The following is a 19,532-nucleotide window of genomic DNA, read 5'->3' as shown; positions in this document are numbered from 1 at the left end:
AATACATGCATATAATATTTAGTAACTTTAGGCATTTGTCTATAACAATTGTTTAAGTTTTTTTCTTAGCTTTTAGCTACTATAGGCATATAAGAGAAAAAACTGAATTCATTGAAAAAACTACCTAAGTGTTATATTATAGTGAATACAATCACTAACTAGTGGAAAAATATGTTCACTAGCAATATAATATTATATTTTATATTATGGAGGGTAGCAATGTATGAATCAGGAGAAAATTATTTAGAAACAATTTTAATATTAGAAAACAACAACGGTAGAGTAAGATCCATTGACATTGCAAAAGCACTTAGTTTTAGCAAACCAAGCGTAAGCCATGCAGTGGGATTGTTAAAAAAATCAAAATATATTAATGTAGATAGTAAAGGATATATAACTTTGACTGAGATGGGCCGTGAGAAAGCAGAAAGTATATATGAACGTCATCAGATATTGACTGAATTCTTTGTTCAAACAGCAAATGTATGTGAAGAAATAGCTGAGAAAGATGCCTGTAGGGTTGAACATATAATCAGTGATGAAACTTTTCAAGGAATTAAGAAGTTTTTAAAAAAATAGTATGAAAAACAAATTGTGAATGCAATTTGTTTTTTCCATTATATTATGTTTTCTTGAACTTAATGTATAAAATTTATATCATAGAAAAAATATCGCATATATATAATCTTTAACTCTAAAGATAAATAGTGAGTAAAGAAGTATATATAATTGATTATGATTTCTGGCATGACTTTCATCACTATCTACTAAAATATGCAAGAAATAATAGAGATTTTGAAAAGAAACTTAAAATTGATGAACAGTATACTTACTTTGGAGNNTTGGAGGTACTAACGATGAGTCTATATTATAAATATAAAAAAGAAAAGTTTTTAGAAAAGTATAAATGTGCTACATCTGCATTAGAAGATTTAAAAGCTTGTTTAAGTGAATATAGACAAAATAATAACAGAATTATAAGAAGAGCTATATTTGCCTTTTTCCAAGATTTTTCTGAATATATCATTGATATGTGTGAAAGTTATATAGTAATAAATAACGGAAAAATAGATATAATCACGATTATTACAAAAGAGAAATGTTGAAAAGCAGATAGAAGAATTTTGCTATTCTCAAATTATTTATCTAGATATCTTTTTAGAAAATAGTAAGGATGATATTATATTAAAATATAGAAAAAATAATTATTCATTGAGATTATAGAGAAATTATAGGTATAACACCTTGTACTATTATATTCTAAATTTCTTAAATACTGTATTATTCAGAAATGAATTTTATAGTATTTTTATTTTTCTTCAAAAAATTTGAGCTAGTTTTAATTAAGAAAAGAGCTTAGCTAAATAATTAAGCTCTTTTGCTGTTAAAGTAAAATTTTGTTATTCAATAAAATCTAAAAGGGAAGTTTGGTAACTTTATAATCAATTCCGAGTTCTGCATACCAATCATTTAGGCCAAGCCATAGACCTTCACAGAGCTTATAAATATATTCTTTATCATTCAACTTCCCATCCATTACACAAAAAACCAATTCTTCGTATCCAGAAGGTTTACTGTTCATTTTTAAAGATTCTTCGAAGGTTCTTGCTCTTGTACTATAATATTGCTTATTAGCAAGTCCAATAAGTTTTGAGGTTTGCCAAATCAGATCTTTGGCACCAAGAGGTAGGTAATTAAAATTTTTGCAATTGTAATTATTTCTTATTTTAGCCATTGTTTCATAAGGCTCCCAAATCATAAATTCTCTCATTGTTTCTTTGATAGCCGCGTCTGGAACATGAAAAGGAAGTTTTCTTACGTCATTAAAAAAATTATTTGGGTCATAAATGGATAAAATGTTTATGAACATACCTACCCGTATTGCCCAAGAGTCATCAACCATCATGGCTTCATTTAAAAATTCATTTTTTTGCTTTGTATTAATCTCAATCTTGAATTTTTTATAAATAAATTCGTAACTTTTTATTTTAATTCCATCTTTAGTTACAACGTGCATTTCAATATCTGAAAATGGCCCATCATTTCCTAAGGCTAAGGAACCATAAACTCCAATAGCGATTATATCTGTTTTATAAATAGATAGTAATTTATTTTTTATAAGATTAATAATTTCTAATTTCTCATCCCTAGAAGTTGAAGCAGGATATGAAAGCATTGACTTCTACCTCCTTAAATATATTAACAATTTTACTTAATTTTATCATTTTAAATTCAATAGGAAAAGAAAGATTTCATATATTGTTATACTTCTGACAAAATAATATAGTATATGGGATTTAGCTAAGTATTACAAAATAATGTAATATCTATGAAATAAATGGTATAATTATTGAAAGTTTATATGAAATAAATTTAACGTACTATTTGGGAGGGAATTATGTTAAATATATCTATAGATTTACTTAAAGAATTCGATGGAGAAGAACTCTTTAAATTTGAATGTGAAAATAGAGAGTTTTTTGAAACTATGGTTCTATCTAGAGGAGATAGTTATTACAACTATGATAATTTTAAAAGTATATTAAAGAATATTATTGATGAACAAGAAAAGGATCTTCTATATATGTACTTGATAAAGGATGATTGTAATAGGATTATTGGAAGAATAAATCTAGTATCTATAGTAAGGGGAAGCTTCAATAAAGCTGAATTGGGGTATAGAATAGGTAAAGAACACATTGGTAAGGGCTATGCAACTAAGGCGGTAGGTCTTGTTTTAAATGAAGCAATTAATAGGTACAAGCTTCACAGAATAGAAGCAGGGACATCACCTGACAACATAGGTTCACAAATTGTCTTAATTAAAAATGGCTTTCAATTTACAGGGAGAAGCAATCAGTGTATTTATCAAAATGGAAAGTGGTGTGATAGTGTAAGTTTTGAAAAAATATTAGATTAAAAGGTTGAATATTAAAAATTTATAGGATGCTTAAATAAGTGTAATCTTATTAATGTATATAATAAAAATCTAAATAATTGAGGAGATAGAAATGGTAAATTCAAAAGGATGGGAATGGGAAAAAGTAAATCAGTCACCTTGGTTAAAGCCAACTGAAGATAGTTATTATCTGTCTAATAAATGGTTAGAATTAGATTTTAAAAATATTTTAGATTTAGGTGCTGGATTAGGACGACATTCTATATTTTTTGCAAAACAAGGTTTTAGCGTATCAGCTATAGATTTATCAGATTACGGGATGAACAACCTAAAAGAATGGGCTGAAAAAGAAAGTTTAAATATTGATATTAGAGTTGGAGATATGAATGCCTTACCTTATGCCGACGATTCTTTTGATTGTGTATTTGCATATCATGTTATTTCACATACAGATACATTAGGTGCAAAAAAGGTTATAAGTGAAATAGAACGAGTGCTAAGACAAGGTGGAGCAATATATACATCAATGTGTTCTAAGGAAGCTTGGGATTTTGCTAAAGCTGGATTCCCTAAAATAGATGAAAATACAGTAATAAATAAAGAAGATGGCCCAGAAAAAGATGTACCACACTTTTATGCAAATCGGCAAGATATTTTAAATTTATTCCACAATTTTGATATAGAAAAAATACGTCATATAGATTATTGTTATTTAAATGGTAAAAAGCAAGATTCTAAATATTATTATATAAATGCACGTAAGAAATAGATGATATTTAAATAAATATTTAAAAATACCGATAGGAGAGATGTTGTATGGATATTAAATTAAGAGATTTACAGCCATCTGATAAAGAATATTTCTTTTCTTGGATAAAAGATAAGGAGGTAATAAGATATTCTTTATCTACATTTCAAAAAATGAAAAGCAATGATGAAATATCAAATTGGTTTGATAAACTTTTATTAGATAAATCATCTTGTAATCAAGCTATTGTAGATAACTCTAATGAAAAGCTAATTGGATATGCCGGTATAGTTCAAATCAGTGAAATAAATTTATCTGGTGAATATTTTATATTTATTGGAGATAAATCTTACCATGGAAAAGGTGTTGGTACATTTGTAACAAAAGAAATTGTTAAATATGGATTTGAAGATTTAGGTCTTAATAGAATAATGCTTACTGCTTCCGAAAAAAATGTAGGAGCACTTAAAGCTTATACTAAAGCTAATTTCAAAACAGAAGGTATTATGAGACAAGCATTTTATAGAGATGGTAGCTTTCATGATAAAATTATTATGGGGATTTTAAAAGAGGAATGGATTAAATGATAATGTTTATAGAGGTATAATTATTTAAGATAAACTTTAGGAGGCACAAGATTTTATACTTTTAAGCTTTCTATTATTAGGTTTCTCATTAAGATAGAAATGGAGATGGGTCAAATTGGATAGATTATCGGAAGAAAAAGCTTTTTTTGGTAATAATATTACTGTAATAAAAAAAGATGAAGATTGTACTATATATAAAATGGAAGACATCACTGGAGAAGGTACCATGACCTGCTATAATGTGTTTCCTGGCATTGATTTGATGTATAATGATTTTCACATGCAAAATTGTTTCTCAGAGTTTTTACCTAAAGTTAAGATGATAGGAATTGATCATTGTCGAGAGGGTCGTATCGAATGGGAACTTAAGGGCGGCTTATATATGTATTTGCAGGAGGGAGATTTACAAATTAATTCAAGAAATCATCATGCTATAGGATTTGGACTTCCTCTAAAACATTATCATGGAATTACAGTGGCAATATATATTGAGGAAGCATCGAAAACATTATCAAATATTTTTGGCAGTCTTTCCATTGATCTACAAGAATTATATAGCAAATTTTGTTTAGGAAAATTGCCTTTTATTATGCGTGCAAAGAACTCCATTCAACATATCTTTTCCGAACTCTATACTGTGCCTGATAAAATTCGTATAAATTATTTTAAGATTAAGGTTTTAGAGCTACTACTGTTTTTAACAGTAGTAGATGTATCGGAAAAAGCTGAAGAACGACCATATTTTTCTAAAAAGCAAGTGGAAAAAGTAAAATTAATTATGGAATATATGACTGATAATATAGAAAAGAATATTACCTTAGAGAAATTGTCCACCCAATTTGATATACCACTTACTTCTATGAAGAATTGCTTCAAAGGCGTTTATGGCACATCAATGTCTGCATATATGCGATCTTATCGCATGCAAATAGCGGCGTTAATGCTCCGTGAAACCAATGAAAGTATTACTACCATTGCAGGGAAGGTTGGTTACGAGAATTCAAGTAAATTTGCCTCTGCATTTAAAAAACTTATGAATATTTCACCTTCTGAATATAGAAAAACTTTTGTATAAATGGAGTGGTCTTCTTCTTTTATCTTCTTATAATATTACCATATATATGTTCATAAGTGCCGAAAGGCGCTTTTATTGGACATTAGAGTTAGGGTATCCTAACTCTAATGTCCAATTGGAGCATGTTTAACCTTTGTGGAGTGGCAGGCATATTTATGAATGATTAAAATAGGGATTAGTTAGTTATAACTAATCCCTATAATTGTTTTAAAAGACTAATTATATAGACATAGAACTTTTAGATTTAATCTATGCATTCATACTGCAATAGAAAGACAAGAAAAAGGTATAGTCTTTAAAACTAAAAAATCTGTGAGAGGTGAGAGTGTAAAATGAAAGAAAAAAATTGGTTAGGAACAGTTTTGGCTTTTGCATCAGAGTGCAGGGTGAAAATGATCTTTTCAGTAATATGTGCCATAATCAGTGTTGCGGGTGGAATTGTACCTTATGTAGGAGTTTATCAAATCATAGTTTCATTTTTCGATGGAAGTCAAACAATAAAGAGTATATTATTTTGGTCGGGAATATGTCTTGCAGGGTATGTTGTGAAGCTTAGTTTCTATGCCATATCCACTATGTTAGCTCATTTTTCTGCATATACCATATTAGAAAATATGCGGCTTAAGATTGCTGATAGATTAATGAAAGCCCCGCTTGGTACTGTGCTGAATCAGCCAGTAGGAAAGCTTAAGAATGTTATTGTAGATCGTGTTGAAACTATTGAGCTTCCATTAGCTCATCTGATTCCAGAAGGAATCTCTAATCTACTTTTGCCTATAGGGGTGTTTATCTACATTATTATGATAGACTGGCGCATGGCACTTGCAGCATTGATTACAGTACCAATTGCAGTTGTAGCTTATGCATTTATGATGAAGACATTCAATAAACAGTATGCGGATTACATGGAGTCCAGCAACTATGTAAATAGCGTGGTTGTAGAATATGTAGAGGGAATTGAAGTTATTAAGGCATTTAATCGGTCTTCATCCTCTTATGAAAAATCTGAAAAAGCAGTACAATCTTTTAAAACATATACACTAAACTGGTTTGAAAGTACTTGGAAACTTATGAATTTTGGTGGATCAGTTTTACCATCAACTCTACTTGGTACTATGCCCATTGGTATGTATCTTTATATCAATGGCTCTTTAAGTCCAGCGGACCTTACAATGTGTTTAATATTGTCCTTGGGAATTGTAGCACCATTGACTAGTTTTACTGTATTTGTAAATGAGATTAAAGCTATAGAATATGCTGTAAAGGATGCATATGAATTTTTAAATTTGAAAGAACTTGAAAATTCATTAGAACCAGTAACCCTTCATCAATATGATATTGAGCTAAAAAATGTATCTTTTTCCTATGATACTGATAAAAATGATAATTTAAATAGTGAAGAAAATGATGTGCTTAATAATATTAATTTAAAACTTCCACAAGGAAACTTTACAGCACTGGTTGGTCCTTCAGGAGGAGGAAAGTCCACTGTTGCAAGATTGATTGCAAGGTTTTGGGATGTGAGTAGTGGAGAAGTGAAAATTGGAGGTATTAATATAAAAAAAATTCCACTGTCACAACTTGCTGATACAGTGAGTTTTGTAACTCAGGATAATTTCTTGTTTAACTGTTCAATTATGGAGAATATACGACTTGGTAATCCTAAGGTATCAGATAAGGAAGTAATTAATGCGGCAAAAGCAGCTTGTTGTGATGAGTTTATTCAAAATCTTGATAAGGGATATGATACCAATGCTGGAGAGGCAGGAGGAAAATTATCTGGGGGAGAAAAACAAAGAATTGCTATAGCAAGAGCTATATTAAAAAATGCACCTATTGTTATCATGGATGAAGCAACAGCTTTTACTGACCCGGAAAATGAAGATAAACTTCAAAAATCTATTGGTGCCCTTACCAAAGGTAAAACCTTATTAGTGATTGCTCATAGATTGTCTACCATCAAAAATGCAGATAAAATTATCGTTATGAAAAAAGGATGTATTATAAATACAGGTACTCATGACGAACTTCTTAAGGAGTGTGAACTTTATAAGGGAATGTGGGAGGCTCATATTGGTGCAAAGAAATGGGCAGCTAACAATGAGAAAGGAGTAGTGAAGTAAGATGTTTAAATCAATAAAAAGAATTATTGAGTGGTCTGGACAGCGAAAAAAGCGTTTATATATAGGGTTTATATACTCCTTCTTTAATACTATGTTTACAGCCATGCCAATTATGGGAGCTGCATATGGATTGAATCTAATTATAGAGGACATGCAGGGGAATAGCAAGCTAACAATAGATTGGGTATTCTATATGTTAGGATTTATGATTTTTACTGTGATGGGTAGATTTTTGTTTGCTTATCTTCGTGCATCTACTCAAGAAAGTATTGGACATGAAGTAGCAACAGAACAAAGAATTAAAATTGGTGACATATTAAAAAGAGTATCTTTGGGCTTTTTTAGCAAAAAGAGTGCTGGAGAAATTGCTTCAGCAGTAACAACAGATTTGTCTTTTATTGAGATGTACGGAATGAAGATGATTGATGTTGTAGTAAACGGATATATTAGTGCATTTACAATGGTGTTTTGTCTGGCATTTTATAATTTATGGATTGCTCTGATTGCAGTAGTAGGTATATTGTTATCTGCACTATTCTTAAAATTACTTGGTAATAAGAGTAGTGAAAATGCACCGATACATCAAAAGGCACAAGATAGCATGATTACAGCTACTATTGAGTATATCAGAGGAATGCCTGTAGTTAAGGCATTTAAACGTGATGGAGTTTCCATAGAAGGTATTAACAATGCCTACAAGATGAGTAAAGATATAAATATGAAAATTGAAAAGAATTATGTTCCTTATAACTGTCTCCATTTATTCGCTCTTAAGGCAGCATCTGTTGGCATTGTTCTTGCATCAGCAATAATGGCGACAAATGGAGCTATAGATATCCCTACCATGCTTATGATGGCTATTTTCTCTTTTGTCATCTTTGGACATATTGAAGCTATAAATAATGCAGCTCATGTATTAGAAATTATTGATGCCACATTAGATAAATTAGATAGTATAGAAAATGCAGAATTTATTGATAAAAACAGCAAGGATATGGAATTATCCGCATATGATATTCAATTTAAAGATGTTACCTTTGCATATGAAAAGCGAGAAATATTAAAGAATATATCATTCACTATGCCAGAAAATACTACTACAGCAATTGTTGGTCCTTCAGGAAGTGGAAAATCAACTATATGTAATCTAATTGCTAGATTCTATGACGTTGATAAAGGAAGTGTATCAGTAGGAGGTATCAATGTAAGAGAAATGACTTGTGATAGCCTTCTCAAAAACATCAGTATGGTATTTCAAAAGGTATATTTATTTCATGATACTGTACTTAATAATATTCGATTTGGAAAACCAGAGGCAACCTTTGAAGAGGTAGTGGAGACAGCTAAAAAAGCTTGCTGTCATGACTTCATTATGAGTCTTCCTAATGGATATGAAACAGTGATTGGCGACGGTGGTTCCACTCTTTCTGGAGGGGAAAAACAACGGATATCTATAGCTAGAGCAATGTTAAAAAATGCTCCTATTGTTATTCTAGATGAGGCAACTGCCAGCATAGATCCAGAAAATGAACATGCAATACAGAAGGCTATTAGTACTTTAGTACATGGAAAAACCATTATAATAATTGCACATCGTCTTGCTACTATTGAAAACGCAGATCAAATACTTGTAGTGGATGAGGGGCAAATTGTACAGAGAGGAACTCATAAAGAATTAATAAATCAAAAAGGTGTTTATAAAAGATTTTTAGATATAAGAAAGACAGCAGAAGGATGGAGTATTTAAAAATATTTGTACTGCATAAATACAAAAATAAGAGGAGCTATTGCAGCTTCTCTTATAAACTTTTATACATAAATATAATACAAGTTCATAAATGCATACTGAAAATATTGTTACATTATATTAAGAAAGGTATAATTATTTAAGATAAACTTTAGGATGTACAATAATTAATAGTTGTTACATGCATTAGAGGAATGCGGGAAAGGTTAAGAGGGTATTTATCTATAACAAACTTTAGAAAATGTTAATTGATAAAAATATGAATATGGTAGTATTTAGAGATGCTACAGCAATTGATTATTCTACCTATTAAATTTAGCAGAGCTGGTATAGATTATTCCCTAGAATCAATAAAAATTTTAATAAAGAAAAAGAAGAAAAAAAGCAAATTAGGTAAAATTGAAATAAAAAATTAAGAAAAGGTAGGGTGAGAATAAAATGACTAAAGATGAAGTAATGATATATTTAAAAGAGCATGGCAATGAACAAACCAAAAAAATCTATTTAAGCCATGGGGCAAAAGAACCTCTATATGGCGTAAAGCTTGGTGATTTAAAATTGCTAAAAAAGAAAATTAAGACTAATCATAATTTAGCCTTAGAATTGTATAACACTGGCAATAGTGATGCAATGTACCTTGCTGGACTCATAGAAGATCCTAAAGAAGTTTCTATTGAGCAAATGGATGAATGGATAAAAGCTGCTAATTGGGATATGCTTAGTGACCGCTGTGTGGCTGTAGTCGCAGCAAAAACCCCCTTTGGATTTGAAATTGCACGAAAGTGGCTCAATAGTAGTGAGGAACTAATAGTATGTGCAGGCTATGCCATTTATTGTACTTTATTTACTATATTAGATGATAATGAAATAGATTTAGAAGAGGTTAAAAACATTTTAAATAAAATAGCAAATAATATACATAATGAAAAAATTCGATTACAAAATTCTATGAATAATTTTGTAATAATGGCAGGTATTTATATAAAGCCACTACATGAATTTGCATTAGAAATTGCTGAAAGAATTGGAAAAATTGACCCTGTTATAGCTAAAAATAGCTGTAATACTCAGACAGTAGCAGAATATTTAAAAAAATATGCGGAAAAAGGGAAAATAGGCATTAAGATTAAAAACTTAGGACGTTAGAAAAAAATAGAAAATTACTTCTATTAATGAATTTTGTGGAACTCTTATCTTTAAAGTAGTTTTTTATATGTGAACCCTAGCAGGTGAACTACCTACTAGGGTATTTTATATTATAATTTATAGATCTAATTTAACTTAACTTTTAATCCTGTTTCTCATATACAAATTCTCCATCTATCATGGTCTTTTCAACCTTAATGTCTTTGATTTCAAATTCATCTATGGTGAATATGTCCCTATCCAATACGATTAAATCAGCAACATAACCTGGTTTTAATCTTCCTTTAAAATCTTCTTTAAACTCATTAAAAGCACTACCAATTGTGTAGGCATCAATAACATCTTCAAGATACATCCTTTCATTTGGATAAAAACCTCCCACTGGATTACCATCTAATGTTAGTCTTGTTACTGCACAATAAATATTTGGGAATGGGCTACAGTCTTCTACTGGAGAATCTGTTCCTAAACTTATTGGAGCTCCCAATTTATATAAAGTATTAAAAGCATAAGAAGTACTTGATAATTTCTTTCCAACACGTGCCTCTACAATTTTAATATCGTAGTCTAAGAAAATAGGTTGGTACATAACAGGGATATTCAATTTAGCAATTCTCTTTAATTGTTCCTGACTTGTGATTTGACAATGAACAATGCCGTGACGAAGAGGATTTTTCTCATTCTTCATAGTTTTTTCATAGGCATTAATAACACTTTCTATGGCACCATCACCAATTGCATGGGTTACTACAGTAATTCCATGTTCTGTTGCTAAGTCGCATAAATCTTGTAACTGTTCATCGCTTAATGCTGCTACACCTCTAGTGCCGGGAGCATCCTCATAATCCTTTAACATTAAAGCAGTCCTAGCACCTAAGGAGCCATCTTTAAATAGTTTTAGTGCACCTTTTGATAAAAAATTTTCATCATATTGTCCTGTCTTATGCTCAGTTTCAAGATAAGCTTTGAAATCATTTATATTTTGAAAATTATATTGGTGACTATATCTCAATTTCAATTTTTTATTATCATAGATATTATGAATTATATTGAACATTGTTTTAAAATTATTACTCATGACATCACATGATTGAATAGAGGTGATTCCAACACTTAAAGCATAATTTGCAGCTTTTATAAATTCATTCTCTTTCTCTTTATCATCCTTTTTGGGGATGACCGATTGAATAACACGGACCGCATTTTCGTTGAATATACCATTTGGTTTTCCGTCATTTCCAACTTCAATTACGCCGCCATCTACAATAGTGTTTTCATCTACACCTAGTACTTCTAAGGTCTTAGTATTTCCTACTGAAACATGTCCACATACTCTATCAAAGACAATTGGAATTTCTGTAGATATTTTATCTAAATCAAAGCGATTTAATAGACGTTTTTCACCAGAAGTGAAATAATCTTGATTCCATCCTCTACCATTTAAAACCCTTATATCTTTATTTTCTTCAATGAATTTTTTACCCAATTGAATGATTTCATCAATTGATTTGGCAGATGTTAAATTACATGAACTCAGAGCATCTCCCATATGTGAAATATGAAGATGGCTGTCGTTAAAACCTGGTAAAACGGTTTTTCCCTGAAGGTCTATGATATTATCAGCATTGTTTTTTAAGATTTCCTCATTGGTACCAACTTGCTGAATAACACCATTCTCAATAAAGATTGCTTCCTGAAAATTATTTTTTTCAACATAGATTTTGCAGTTTTGTAAAATTGTTTTCAAAATATCATCCCCTTATATTTTCTTGTAAAGTTTTATTTTTTCTATCAAAATAGAAGTAAAATAATGTACCAATGGCTGGCACCAATAAACCAATAATTGAGGTTTGAGGATCTTCAATAAAGGTATTTATCATTAATCCTACGAAGATAAGAGTTGTTAAGATTACTGTAATAGGATAGCCAATTACTTTATAAGGTCTTTCTACATTAGGACGTTTTTTCCTGTAAATCATAACTGCGTATACACCTAAAGTATTAAACATCATTCCAGAGAATACAACTAAAGAAGTTAATTGATTTAAGTTTCTAAGTAATACCAGTATCACAGATATTACACATTGTACTATTAAAGGAGCATAGGGCACTTTGTGTACAGGATGCAATTTTCTAAAACTTTCAAAGAAATGACCTTGTTCACTCATTGCATAATACATTCTTGGGAAGGCTAAGATACAACCATTTAAAGCTCCAAACATAGCAACTACCATTCCTATTACAACTAAAATACTACCAGTGTTTCCTAGCAATTTTTCTGCTGCATAAGTTCCTAAATAATATTGATTATTAGATATTAAACTTTCAATTTCATCAATAGGTATAACCTTATATATAGAATAATTAAATAATGTATACAGTGCTGTTATGGAAAGGATAGAAATAATGATAGCAAGGGGTAAATTTTTCTTAGGATTTTTTACTTCTTCAGCTACGGTATTTAAATTAGTCCAGCCTTCGTATGCCCACAAGCTTGCTACTACAGCAAAGGCTATCATACTAATAATTGAGCCAAAGCTTGCATCTGCTGTCTTGGGAACTAGGCTTAAATCAGGTGATACTTTTCCAAATAAAAGTCCTAAGATCATTATGATTCCGATAGGAATTAATTTTGCAATCATAGATAGATTTTGCAGTTTAGAACCAAATTTAACACCGAAATAATTTACAATGGTCAATGCTATGATTAAAAAGATAGCAAGAATTTTAATCGTCCATTCTTCAAGAGGCATAATAATGGTTAAAGCACTTGGTAGTGCAATTGCTATGGCAGCAATAGAGCCAGGACCAGCGATTAACCAACTATTAAAACCACCTAAAAAACCAACCATAGGTGAATAGGCTTCACTTAAATATACAGCTAGTCCACCAGCACGAGGATCTGAAGCACCTAGCTCAGCATAACAAATACCACCTAATAAGGAAACTAAGCCTCCCAAAATCCAGCTTAATAAAGCCAAGCCAGGACTCATTCCAGTTCTCATTAATACATATGAGCCTAGATAAAAAATCCCTGATCCTACCATTATACCTCCTAAAATACTGACCCCACCAAACAGACTAATTTCTTTTTTAAAACCTGAATTCTTTACTTGAGCTAAATCATTTGAATTATTAGTCATATATTCATCCTCCTTTTTAAGCAATTAATCACAATATGCGTTCATTAAATTTACAATATTGTAAAAAAATTAAAATTAATAGTAAAAATAAAAACACCTAACAGGTCTGTCAGGTGCATATATGCGTATAGCAAAGCTAAAGACATTCCTCTCTCCTTTCTGGCTCAATGTGAGATAGCGCAACATCAAAGTATCGAGCAAATACGATGATGACAGTCCTGTACCTATTAAATACAGACNNTCGGCGACGGCTCCTTTCACTATATGTCATAGGTTTCCGACCTCGGTATAGTTAATATTAGCAATCGCGCCTCTACCCCACCCTTAAGGATGAGGATTTTTATGAAATTTTAATTTTTGATATCGTAACATGATATTTACATCTTGTCAACTCTATATGATTATATATATTTAAGGGACGGTTCATAATAATATTTATAAATTATTATTGACATGTGCATGAATGTGCATATATAATCTTAATTAGGTGATATATATGAATGAAAATGATTTAATTTTAGACTGCGCCAAAGAAATAGAAGAAAGTATTGATTTTGAATTTTTTAAGACTTTATTTGATCCAGTACGATGTGATATTATGAAATATCTTGCTGTTAACGGCATTAAGAATATCAAAGATATTTCTGAAAATTTTACACAGGACCGTTCAGTTATTTCAAGACATTTAGAATTAATGCATAGATATGGAATAGTTAATAAAACAAAAGAAAATAGAAGTGTTTTTTATGAATTGAACGATAAATATATTCTTGAAAAATTTGAGTTAACAGCAATCAATTTAAAAAAATTAATGCAGCAGTAAAATTTAAAAAGGCAGGTATGCCTTTTTAAAAACATCATAATATGCATGTATGTGCATAAGAGTATTCATTCACCGAATTAATTGAAAGGAAAGAATAAATATGAATATATTATCTGTTTTAGCAAGTCCACGAAAGCAAGGAAATACAGCTATTTTATTAAAAGAGTATTTAAAAGGTGTAGAAGATTTAACACCATCAGCCCAAATAGAAACAATTTATCTCCAGTCAAAAAATATACAATATTGTACAGGTTGCAACACCTGTCAAAAAAGTAGTCAAAGTCAATGTGTATTAAAGGATGATATGCAGGATATTTATAAAAGTGTAGAAAAAGCAGATGTTTTGGTTTTTGCCACTCCTGTCTATGTTTTTAATATGAGTGGACAGTTAAAAACTTTTTTAGATCGGTTATATGCAGTAGATCATAATATTTTATTAAATAAAAAAATTGTATTATTAACTACCTATGGTGATATCAATGAAGCCAATGCAGGGGTTCAAAACATCGTTAAATCCATCGATATGCTTTCCAATTATCTTGGTATGGAGTTTATACAAAACCTTAATGTAAGCACATATGAAGTGCAGGTTTATGAAAATGATCAATATAAAAAGGCTGCCTATGCATTGGGAGCAGACATTTTAAAATATTTATAATATTTATTGAGAGGTGATTCAAGATGGTAACAATTATATTTTCTCATCCATGGCACGGAAGTTTTAATAAGGCTATACTGGATACGATAACAACTGCTTTAGAAAAAAAGAAAAAGGAATACCAGATAATTGACTTAAATAAAGATAACTTTAACCCTGTTATGACTGAAGAGGAATTGGCTTTGTATTCAAAAGGACAACATAAGGACCCTTTGGTAACAAAATATCAAAATATGCTAAAAAAAACAGATGAAATTATTTTTCTATTTCCCCTTTGGTGGTACAATACTCCTGCTATCCTTAAAGGTTTCATTGATAAAGTTATGTTGAAAAATTTCTCATATACAGAATCAAGTACAGGTTTAAAGGGTAAATTAACCCATATTAAATCTGCGAAAGTGATAACAACAGGTCAAGCTCAACGTTGGTATGTAAAATATTTTGCTGGTAATATGATTCAGAAAACATTTATCAATGCTACACTAAAAGGTGTTGGAATTAAAAATGCCAAGTGGATTCATTGTGGGGATGTCTCTAAGGGTGCTCAAGTGAAGAGAGAGAAATTTTTACAAAAGTTGGCGATTGACATTTAAGTATTGTATATATTCATGATGAAATAATAAGTAAAAACTTTGCGAATACGTAGTTATCTTGCAAGGTTTTTATTTTATAGTTCTTTTACTTTATATGGAAAAAATGAAGATAAACTATTTGTTAGAAGAGTGAGATGGAAATTTAGGAATGTAATATAGACGTATATTTTAAGAGGATTGTAAGTTTGTTAAATGGAACTGAAGTTGAATATAGAATTAAATAATAAGTTGAATATATAAGTCAGCAGGGATTTTAAATTGAAATCTTTACTGTTTTTTTTAGTAAATATCTAAAAAAATTAATTTGTTTTAAATTAATTTCATCATTTTTAATTTAAGTGTAACTTCTTCAAGTTTTTTTCGTGTAAGCTTATGAAGGAAGAGTTAGGGATTAACTTTTTTATTGAATGGTGGTGATTTATATTTGTGATGACAACATGCTAATGGAGCAAACTAAAAATGGTGATACAAAAGCTTTTGAACAACTTGTTCTAAGACATAGGGAAAAAGCAATTGGCTTTGCATTTAGCTTTTTGACAGATGCATATATGGCAGAAGATATTGTACAAGAAAGTTTTGCAGCTATATACATAAATCGTCATAGATACAAGGCTAAAAATACATTTAAAACATTTCTGTTTGCAGTGGTAAGAAACAAGTGTATAGATTTTATACGCAAAAATAAAGATTCTAATATTGTAAGTCTAGAAGATGTAAACTTAGTAAGTACAGAACCAACCTTATATGAGTTAATAGAACAGCAAGAAAGGTTAAAATATTCAGCAAATCTACTTAATAGTCTAAAGGTTGATTACCGTACTGCATTTTGTCTTTACGAGATTTATGGATTTAGCTACAAGGAAATTGCAGAAATTATGGACAAGTCATTACCACAAATAAAAATCATCCTGTATAGGGCAAGAAACAAACTTCAAAAATATGCTGAGGGGGATATGCAAAATGAAAAGTGAACGAGAATTTTTAAATGGTATGTGGTGCAAAGTCAATATTTTAGAGTATGAAGAACTTGAAAAAACTCGTGTAAAAGCCATTAATCGTAGGCTTACTATGAAAGCCATAGGCACTGCAATTTTCACTATAATAGCTTTTTTATTTGTTATATTGTGCCCACAATTTGTTGTTGATTCAATATATCCTCTAACCATTGGGGTATTGTCTATTGCATTTATTATTGAATATTTATCAACTAATACATTGGAGGATAAAACTTATGGAAATTATGATATCTAATCTTACTAAAAAGTTTGGCACAAAAACAGTACTTGATAATATAAATCTTGAAATACCAAGTGGTATGTTTGGACTACTTGGTAGAAATGGTGCAGGAAAAACCACATTAATGCGCATACTTACCACACTTCTAATTAAAAATGAAGGAAGTGTAACGATATGTGGTATTCCTATTGAAAATACAAAAGATATTCGTAAAATGGTAGGATATTTACCACAAGATTTCTCTATGTATCCTAATATGACAGTATATGAAGCTATGGATTATTTAGGTGTACTGTCTGAAATACCAAAACAGCAACGGAAAAAAATTATCTTAAAGCTACTCGATAAGGTTAATTTATATGATTGTCAAAAGGTACGAGTAAAGGCACTATCTGGAGGTATGAAACGACGACTGGGAATTGCTCAAGCCATTATGCATGCACCTAAGATTTTAATTGTTGATGAGCCAACAGCAGGGCTTGATCCTGAGGAACGGATACGTTTTAGAAATTTACTTTGTGAAATTGCAAAGGATCGAATTGTTATACTCTCTACTCATATTGTAGGAGATATTGAAGCAACTTGCGAAAATATTGCAGTTTTAAATAATGGCAAAGTTATTTACAAAGGCACAACTGGAAAACTTGCTGAGTTTGCAAGTGGTAAAGTTTATACAATTACTGTACCACAAAAGGATTTAAATAATATTAAAGATAAACATATGATAACCTCTATGCTTTCACAAGGTAGCAATGTCACTCTTAGAATTCTAGCAGATAGTAAGCCTTTTGATACTGCTATACCATGCGACTCTACCATTGAAGATGGTTATATGCTACTGATGGGAGGACAATCAAAATGAGTTTATTTTTTAAAGAGTGCAGAAATATATTGAAAACATATATATATTATATTTTTATTGTAGTTGCAGTATTATTTTATATTTCACAAATGGGAATTACTACTTCGGAGGATTTAAAAACATTACTTTCTCCACCACCTAAAATAGATATGGAAACACATTATGCTCCTTATGGTGAAAAAGAGTCTATACCGTCAAAGGAAATGATACCAAAGACAGTAGATAACTTATATCGTGAATATAAAGAAAATTCATATGTGGCTTATCCACTGGGATTTTATAAAATTGTTAAGTTAGACGATAGTGAAACAAAAAAAATAGAACTTTTTTTGGAAGAGATAACTGGGAAAACTATAGAAGAATTAAACTTACTATGGGAGAATACTAATTCCGCTTCTTTACCAGTTAGTGAAGATATAACACTCGAGAGATTTAAGGAGTTAATGGCAAGTATTGATAAGCTTTTAGGAGGAGGCTCTGCCTATGGAGAAGATTTTATCGGTAGGTTTACTCGTATACCTGTTACCTATGAGGAAGCAGTTGAAGAACATGAATATATGATACAAAATGATAAATTAACCAACGGATATGCACGATTATTCTGTGACTATATGGGCATTGTTATGGGGATATTTCCTATATTTGTAGTGGTATTTACATCAATTAAGGATAGACGTAGTAAAATGGAGGAGCTTGTTTATTTTAGGGAAACTTCTTCCTTAAAGCTTGGTTTATCACGGTATTTTTCACTTGTTTTTATGATGATGTTGCCAATTATAATATTAGGAATTAAAGAAACTATAACTTTTATGTCCTTTGCAAAAAGTGAGAATTTGAGTATTGATTTATTTGCCTTTGTAAAATATATAGTGTGGTGGATATTGCCTACACTTATGATTGTTACAGCTATAGGAATGTTTCTAACTACACTGACAGATACACCAATGGCTATTGCAGTAGAGTTATTTATATGGTTTTTCAGCATAAACAATATACAACTTACAGGTGACTATCCACTTTTAGGATTGTTTATTCGTCACAATAATCGTGGCAAGGGTATGTTGATTGTAGAAAATTTTAGTAAAATTATGACAAATCGACTTGTAATAGCAGGGCTTGCACTTCTAATAGTTATAGTAACTGTATTTATATATGAACAGAAAAGGAGGGGGAAGCTTGACATTAGGAGAAAAATGGGAAAATGGTTTAGCTTTAATAAAAATAAATCTAAAGTTAAGTACACTAGCTAATTTAGCATTTTCAGTTGTATTTTTATTTGCTCTGCCCTTCATTCAAGGAACATCAAACCTTAATGCAGTGTCCAGTGCAATTTGTCTCGAAAACTATGTGGCTATCATTGGCATCATACTTCTTGTGCCAATATTTGCTCCTGAGGAAGAAAGAGAAATTGATGAAATAGTGGAATCAAAACCAATGTCACAATTTATACCTTACGCAGTTAGAATAATTCTAAACTTAGTAATTATTTTTGTTTTAGTAGGTTCTTTTACATTGATACTAAAGTATAAGGGCTGTGATTTTCCACTTATAAAATATATGTTAGGGGCTTTTTTATCTGCTGTATTTTTAGGAAGTGTTGGGCTTTGCTCATCTGCTATATCAGGTAGTACTATACTTGGTTATATGGCTTCTATTGGTTATCTAATTTTAAATATGGCGACAAAAAATAAGTATGTAGGCAATTTTTATATATTGTCTATGAAGAATGGCAGTTTTGATGAAAAACATTGGCTGCTGGGCGGTAGTATTGTTTTAATTTTAATAGCGATTGTTACTAAATGGTTAAAAAGAAAGCTAAGTTAAATAATATTAATATATAAAAATATACCCCTTAATTCAAAGGGGTATATTTTTATTATTATAATTTTCAT

General features: G+C 30.4%; 20 protein-coding genes and 1 riboswitch. Of the genes, 17 read left to right on the top strand and 3 right to left on the bottom strand.

Going from position 1 to position 19,532, the window contains the following annotated elements; genetic code table 11:
• Positions 1–219 precede the first annotated feature (219 nt).
• Together B3603_RS14355 and B3603_RS14350 are read left to right on the top strand one after the other, a co-directional pair.
• The gene (locus B3603_RS14355; RefSeq protein WP_291566106.1) at positions 220–579 is read left to right on the top strand and encodes a metal-dependent transcriptional regulator; all 360 of its coding nucleotides are present in this window, start codon (positions 220–222) and stop codon (positions 577–579) included.
• A gap of 278 nt (positions 580–857) precedes the next feature.
• Positions 858–1,106 (top strand): hypothetical protein, encoded by a 249-nt coding sequence (locus B3603_RS14350; RefSeq protein WP_291566104.1) that lies wholly within the window; start codon positions 858–860, stop codon positions 1,104–1,106.
• A 308-nt stretch (positions 1,107–1,414) separates the two neighbouring features.
• Here the strand turns inward: B3603_RS14350 and B3603_RS14345 are convergent, their stop codons facing one another.
• Complete coding sequence (locus B3603_RS14345) at positions 1,415–2,176, bottom strand: kanamycin nucleotidyltransferase C-terminal domain-containing protein (RefSeq protein WP_291566102.1); 762 nt, start codon at positions 2,174–2,176, stop codon at positions 1,415–1,417.
• A 222-nt stretch (positions 2,177–2,398) separates the two neighbouring features.
• Between B3603_RS14345 and B3603_RS14340 the strand changes: the two genes are divergently transcribed.
• The 7 genes from B3603_RS14340 (at position 2,399) to B3603_RS14310 (ending at position 10,325) form a co-directional block, all read left to right on the top strand.
• A complete protein-coding gene (locus B3603_RS14340) occupies positions 2,399–2,920 on the top strand; it encodes a GNAT family N-acetyltransferase (protein WP_291566101.1) in 522 nt (173 codons plus the stop codon).
• A gap of 91 nt (positions 2,921–3,011) precedes the next feature.
• A complete protein-coding gene (locus B3603_RS14335; RefSeq protein WP_291566099.1) occupies positions 3,012–3,668 on the top strand; it encodes a class I SAM-dependent methyltransferase in 657 nt (218 codons plus the stop codon).
• 47 nt (positions 3,669–3,715) lie between these two features.
• Positions 3,716–4,234 (top strand): GNAT family N-acetyltransferase, encoded by a 519-nt coding sequence (locus B3603_RS14330; protein WP_291566097.1) that lies wholly within the window; start codon positions 3,716–3,718, stop codon positions 4,232–4,234.
• Positions 4,235–4,349: 115 nt separating this feature from the next.
• Positions 4,350–5,309 (top strand): helix-turn-helix transcriptional regulator, encoded by a 960-nt coding sequence (locus B3603_RS14325; RefSeq protein WP_291566095.1) that lies wholly within the window; start codon positions 4,350–4,352, stop codon positions 5,307–5,309.
• Positions 5,310–5,641: 332 nt separating this feature from the next.
• Complete coding sequence (locus B3603_RS14320; protein ID WP_291566093.1) at positions 5,642–7,432, top strand: ABC transporter ATP-binding protein; 1,791 nt, start codon at positions 5,642–5,644, stop codon at positions 7,430–7,432.
• 1 nt (position 7,433) lies between these two features.
• Positions 7,434–9,179, top strand: a complete 1,746-nt coding sequence (locus B3603_RS14315) for an ABC transporter ATP-binding protein (RefSeq protein ID WP_291566091.1) — start codon at positions 7,434–7,436, stop codon at positions 9,177–9,179.
• 438 nt (positions 9,180–9,617) lie between these two features.
• Positions 9,618–10,325 (top strand): DNA alkylation repair protein, encoded by a 708-nt coding sequence (locus B3603_RS14310; protein WP_291566089.1) that lies wholly within the window; start codon positions 9,618–9,620, stop codon positions 10,323–10,325.
• A gap of 142 nt (positions 10,326–10,467) precedes the next feature.
• Here B3603_RS14310 and B3603_RS14305 read toward each other — a convergent pair whose 3' ends face one another.
• Positions 10,468–12,072: an amidohydrolase gene (locus B3603_RS14305; protein WP_291566087.1), complete on the bottom strand. Its 1,605-nt coding sequence runs from the start codon at positions 12,070–12,072 to the stop codon at positions 10,468–10,470.
• Between the two features lie 4 nt (positions 12,073–12,076).
• Positions 12,077–13,468 (bottom strand): APC family permease, encoded by a 1,392-nt coding sequence (locus B3603_RS14300; protein WP_291566085.1) that lies wholly within the window; start codon positions 13,466–13,468, stop codon positions 12,077–12,079.
• 167 nt (positions 13,469–13,635) lie between these two features.
• Positions 13,636–13,792, bottom strand: a riboswitch (Lysine riboswitch).
• 172 nt (positions 13,793–13,964) lie between these two features.
• Here B3603_RS14300 and B3603_RS14295 point away from each other — a divergent pair.
• The 8 genes from B3603_RS14295 (at position 13,965) to B3603_RS14260 (ending at position 19,464) form a co-directional block, all read left to right on the top strand.
• Positions 13,965–14,291, top strand: coding sequence for an ArsR/SmtB family transcription factor (locus B3603_RS14295; protein WP_291566083.1), 327 nt, complete (start codon positions 13,965–13,967; stop codon positions 14,289–14,291).
• Positions 14,292–14,391: 100 nt separating this feature from the next.
• On the top strand, positions 14,392–14,949 hold the full coding sequence (locus tag B3603_RS14290; RefSeq protein WP_291566081.1) for a flavodoxin family protein: 558 nt from the start codon (positions 14,392–14,394) through the stop codon (positions 14,947–14,949).
• A 23-nt stretch (positions 14,950–14,972) separates the two neighbouring features.
• Entirely contained in the window at positions 14,973–15,542 is a 570-nt protein-coding gene (locus B3603_RS14285; protein WP_291566080.1) for an NAD(P)H-dependent oxidoreductase, read from the top strand.
• A gap of 407 nt (positions 15,543–15,949) precedes the next feature.
• Positions 15,950–16,513, top strand: a complete 564-nt coding sequence (locus B3603_RS14280; RefSeq protein ID WP_291566078.1) for an RNA polymerase sigma factor — start codon at positions 15,950–15,952, stop codon at positions 16,511–16,513.
• Positions 16,503–16,793, top strand: a complete 291-nt coding sequence (locus B3603_RS14275) for a hypothetical protein (protein WP_291566076.1) — start codon at positions 16,503–16,505, stop codon at positions 16,791–16,793. The genes B3603_RS14280 and B3603_RS14275 overlap by 11 nt, the downstream gene beginning before the upstream one ends.
• Positions 16,774–17,640, top strand: a complete 867-nt coding sequence (locus B3603_RS14270; protein WP_291566074.1) for an ABC transporter ATP-binding protein — start codon at positions 16,774–16,776, stop codon at positions 17,638–17,640. Before B3603_RS14275 ends, B3603_RS14270 begins: the two co-directional genes overlap by 20 nt.
• Complete coding sequence (locus B3603_RS14265) at positions 17,637–18,890, top strand: ABC transporter permease (RefSeq protein ID WP_291566073.1); 1,254 nt, start codon at positions 17,637–17,639, stop codon at positions 18,888–18,890. The genes B3603_RS14270 and B3603_RS14265 overlap by 4 nt, the downstream gene beginning before the upstream one ends.
• The gene (locus tag B3603_RS14260; RefSeq protein ID WP_291566071.1) at positions 18,817–19,464 is read left to right on the top strand and encodes an ABC transporter permease; all 648 of its coding nucleotides are present in this window, start codon (positions 18,817–18,819) and stop codon (positions 19,462–19,464) included. The genes B3603_RS14265 and B3603_RS14260 overlap by 74 nt, the downstream gene beginning before the upstream one ends.
• The last annotated feature ends 68 nt before the right edge of the window (positions 19,465–19,532 follow it).

It is taken from the genome of Clostridium sp. UBA2485 (genome assembly GCF_002341865.1).
Taxonomy (GTDB): Bacteria; Bacillota; Clostridia; order Clostridiales; family Clostridiaceae; genus Clostridium_J.
This window is presented reverse-complemented; position numbering and strand designations above follow the sequence as displayed.

Coding starts and splice junctions, on each gene's coding strand:
- B3603_RS14350 (WP_291566104.1), top strand. CDS start 858: ATGAGTCTATATTATAAATATAAAAAAGAAAAGTTTTTAGAAAAGTAT.
- B3603_RS14285 (WP_291566080.1), top strand. CDS start 14,973: ATGGTAACAATTATATTTTCTCATCCATGGCACGGAAGTTTTAATAAG.
- B3603_RS14340 (WP_291566101.1), top strand. CDS start 2,399: ATGTTAAATATATCTATAGATTTACTTAAAGAATTCGATGGAGAAGAA.
- B3603_RS14265 (WP_291566073.1), top strand. CDS start 17,637: ATGAGTTTATTTTTTAAAGAGTGCAGAAATATATTGAAAACATATATA.
- B3603_RS14295 (WP_291566083.1), top strand. CDS start 13,965: ATGAATGAAAATGATTTAATTTTAGACTGCGCCAAAGAAATAGAAGAA.
- B3603_RS14335 (WP_291566099.1), top strand. CDS start 3,012: ATGGTAAATTCAAAAGGATGGGAATGGGAAAAAGTAAATCAGTCACCT.
- B3603_RS14355 (WP_291566106.1), top strand. CDS start 220: ATGTATGAATCAGGAGAAAATTATTTAGAAACAATTTTAATATTAGAA.
- B3603_RS14300 (WP_291566085.1), bottom strand. CDS start 13,468: ATGACTAATAATTCAAATGATTTAGCTCAAGTAAAGAATTCAGGTTTT.
- B3603_RS14320 (WP_291566093.1), top strand. CDS start 5,642: ATGAAAGAAAAAAATTGGTTAGGAACAGTTTTGGCTTTTGCATCAGAG.
- B3603_RS14330 (WP_291566097.1), top strand. CDS start 3,716: ATGGATATTAAATTAAGAGATTTACAGCCATCTGATAAAGAATATTTC.
- B3603_RS14280 (WP_291566078.1), top strand. CDS start 15,950: ATGGTGGTGATTTATATTTGTGATGACAACATGCTAATGGAGCAAACT.
- B3603_RS14270 (WP_291566074.1), top strand. CDS start 16,774: ATGGAAATTATGATATCTAATCTTACTAAAAAGTTTGGCACAAAAACA.
- B3603_RS14290 (WP_291566081.1), top strand. CDS start 14,392: ATGAATATATTATCTGTTTTAGCAAGTCCACGAAAGCAAGGAAATACA.
- B3603_RS14345 (WP_291566102.1), bottom strand. CDS start 2,176: ATGCTTTCATATCCTGCTTCAACTTCTAGGGATGAGAAATTAGAAATT.
- B3603_RS14275 (WP_291566076.1), top strand. CDS start 16,503: ATGAAAAGTGAACGAGAATTTTTAAATGGTATGTGGTGCAAAGTCAAT.
- B3603_RS14310 (WP_291566089.1), top strand. CDS start 9,618: ATGACTAAAGATGAAGTAATGATATATTTAAAAGAGCATGGCAATGAA.
- B3603_RS14315 (WP_291566091.1), top strand. CDS start 7,434: ATGTTTAAATCAATAAAAAGAATTATTGAGTGGTCTGGACAGCGAAAA.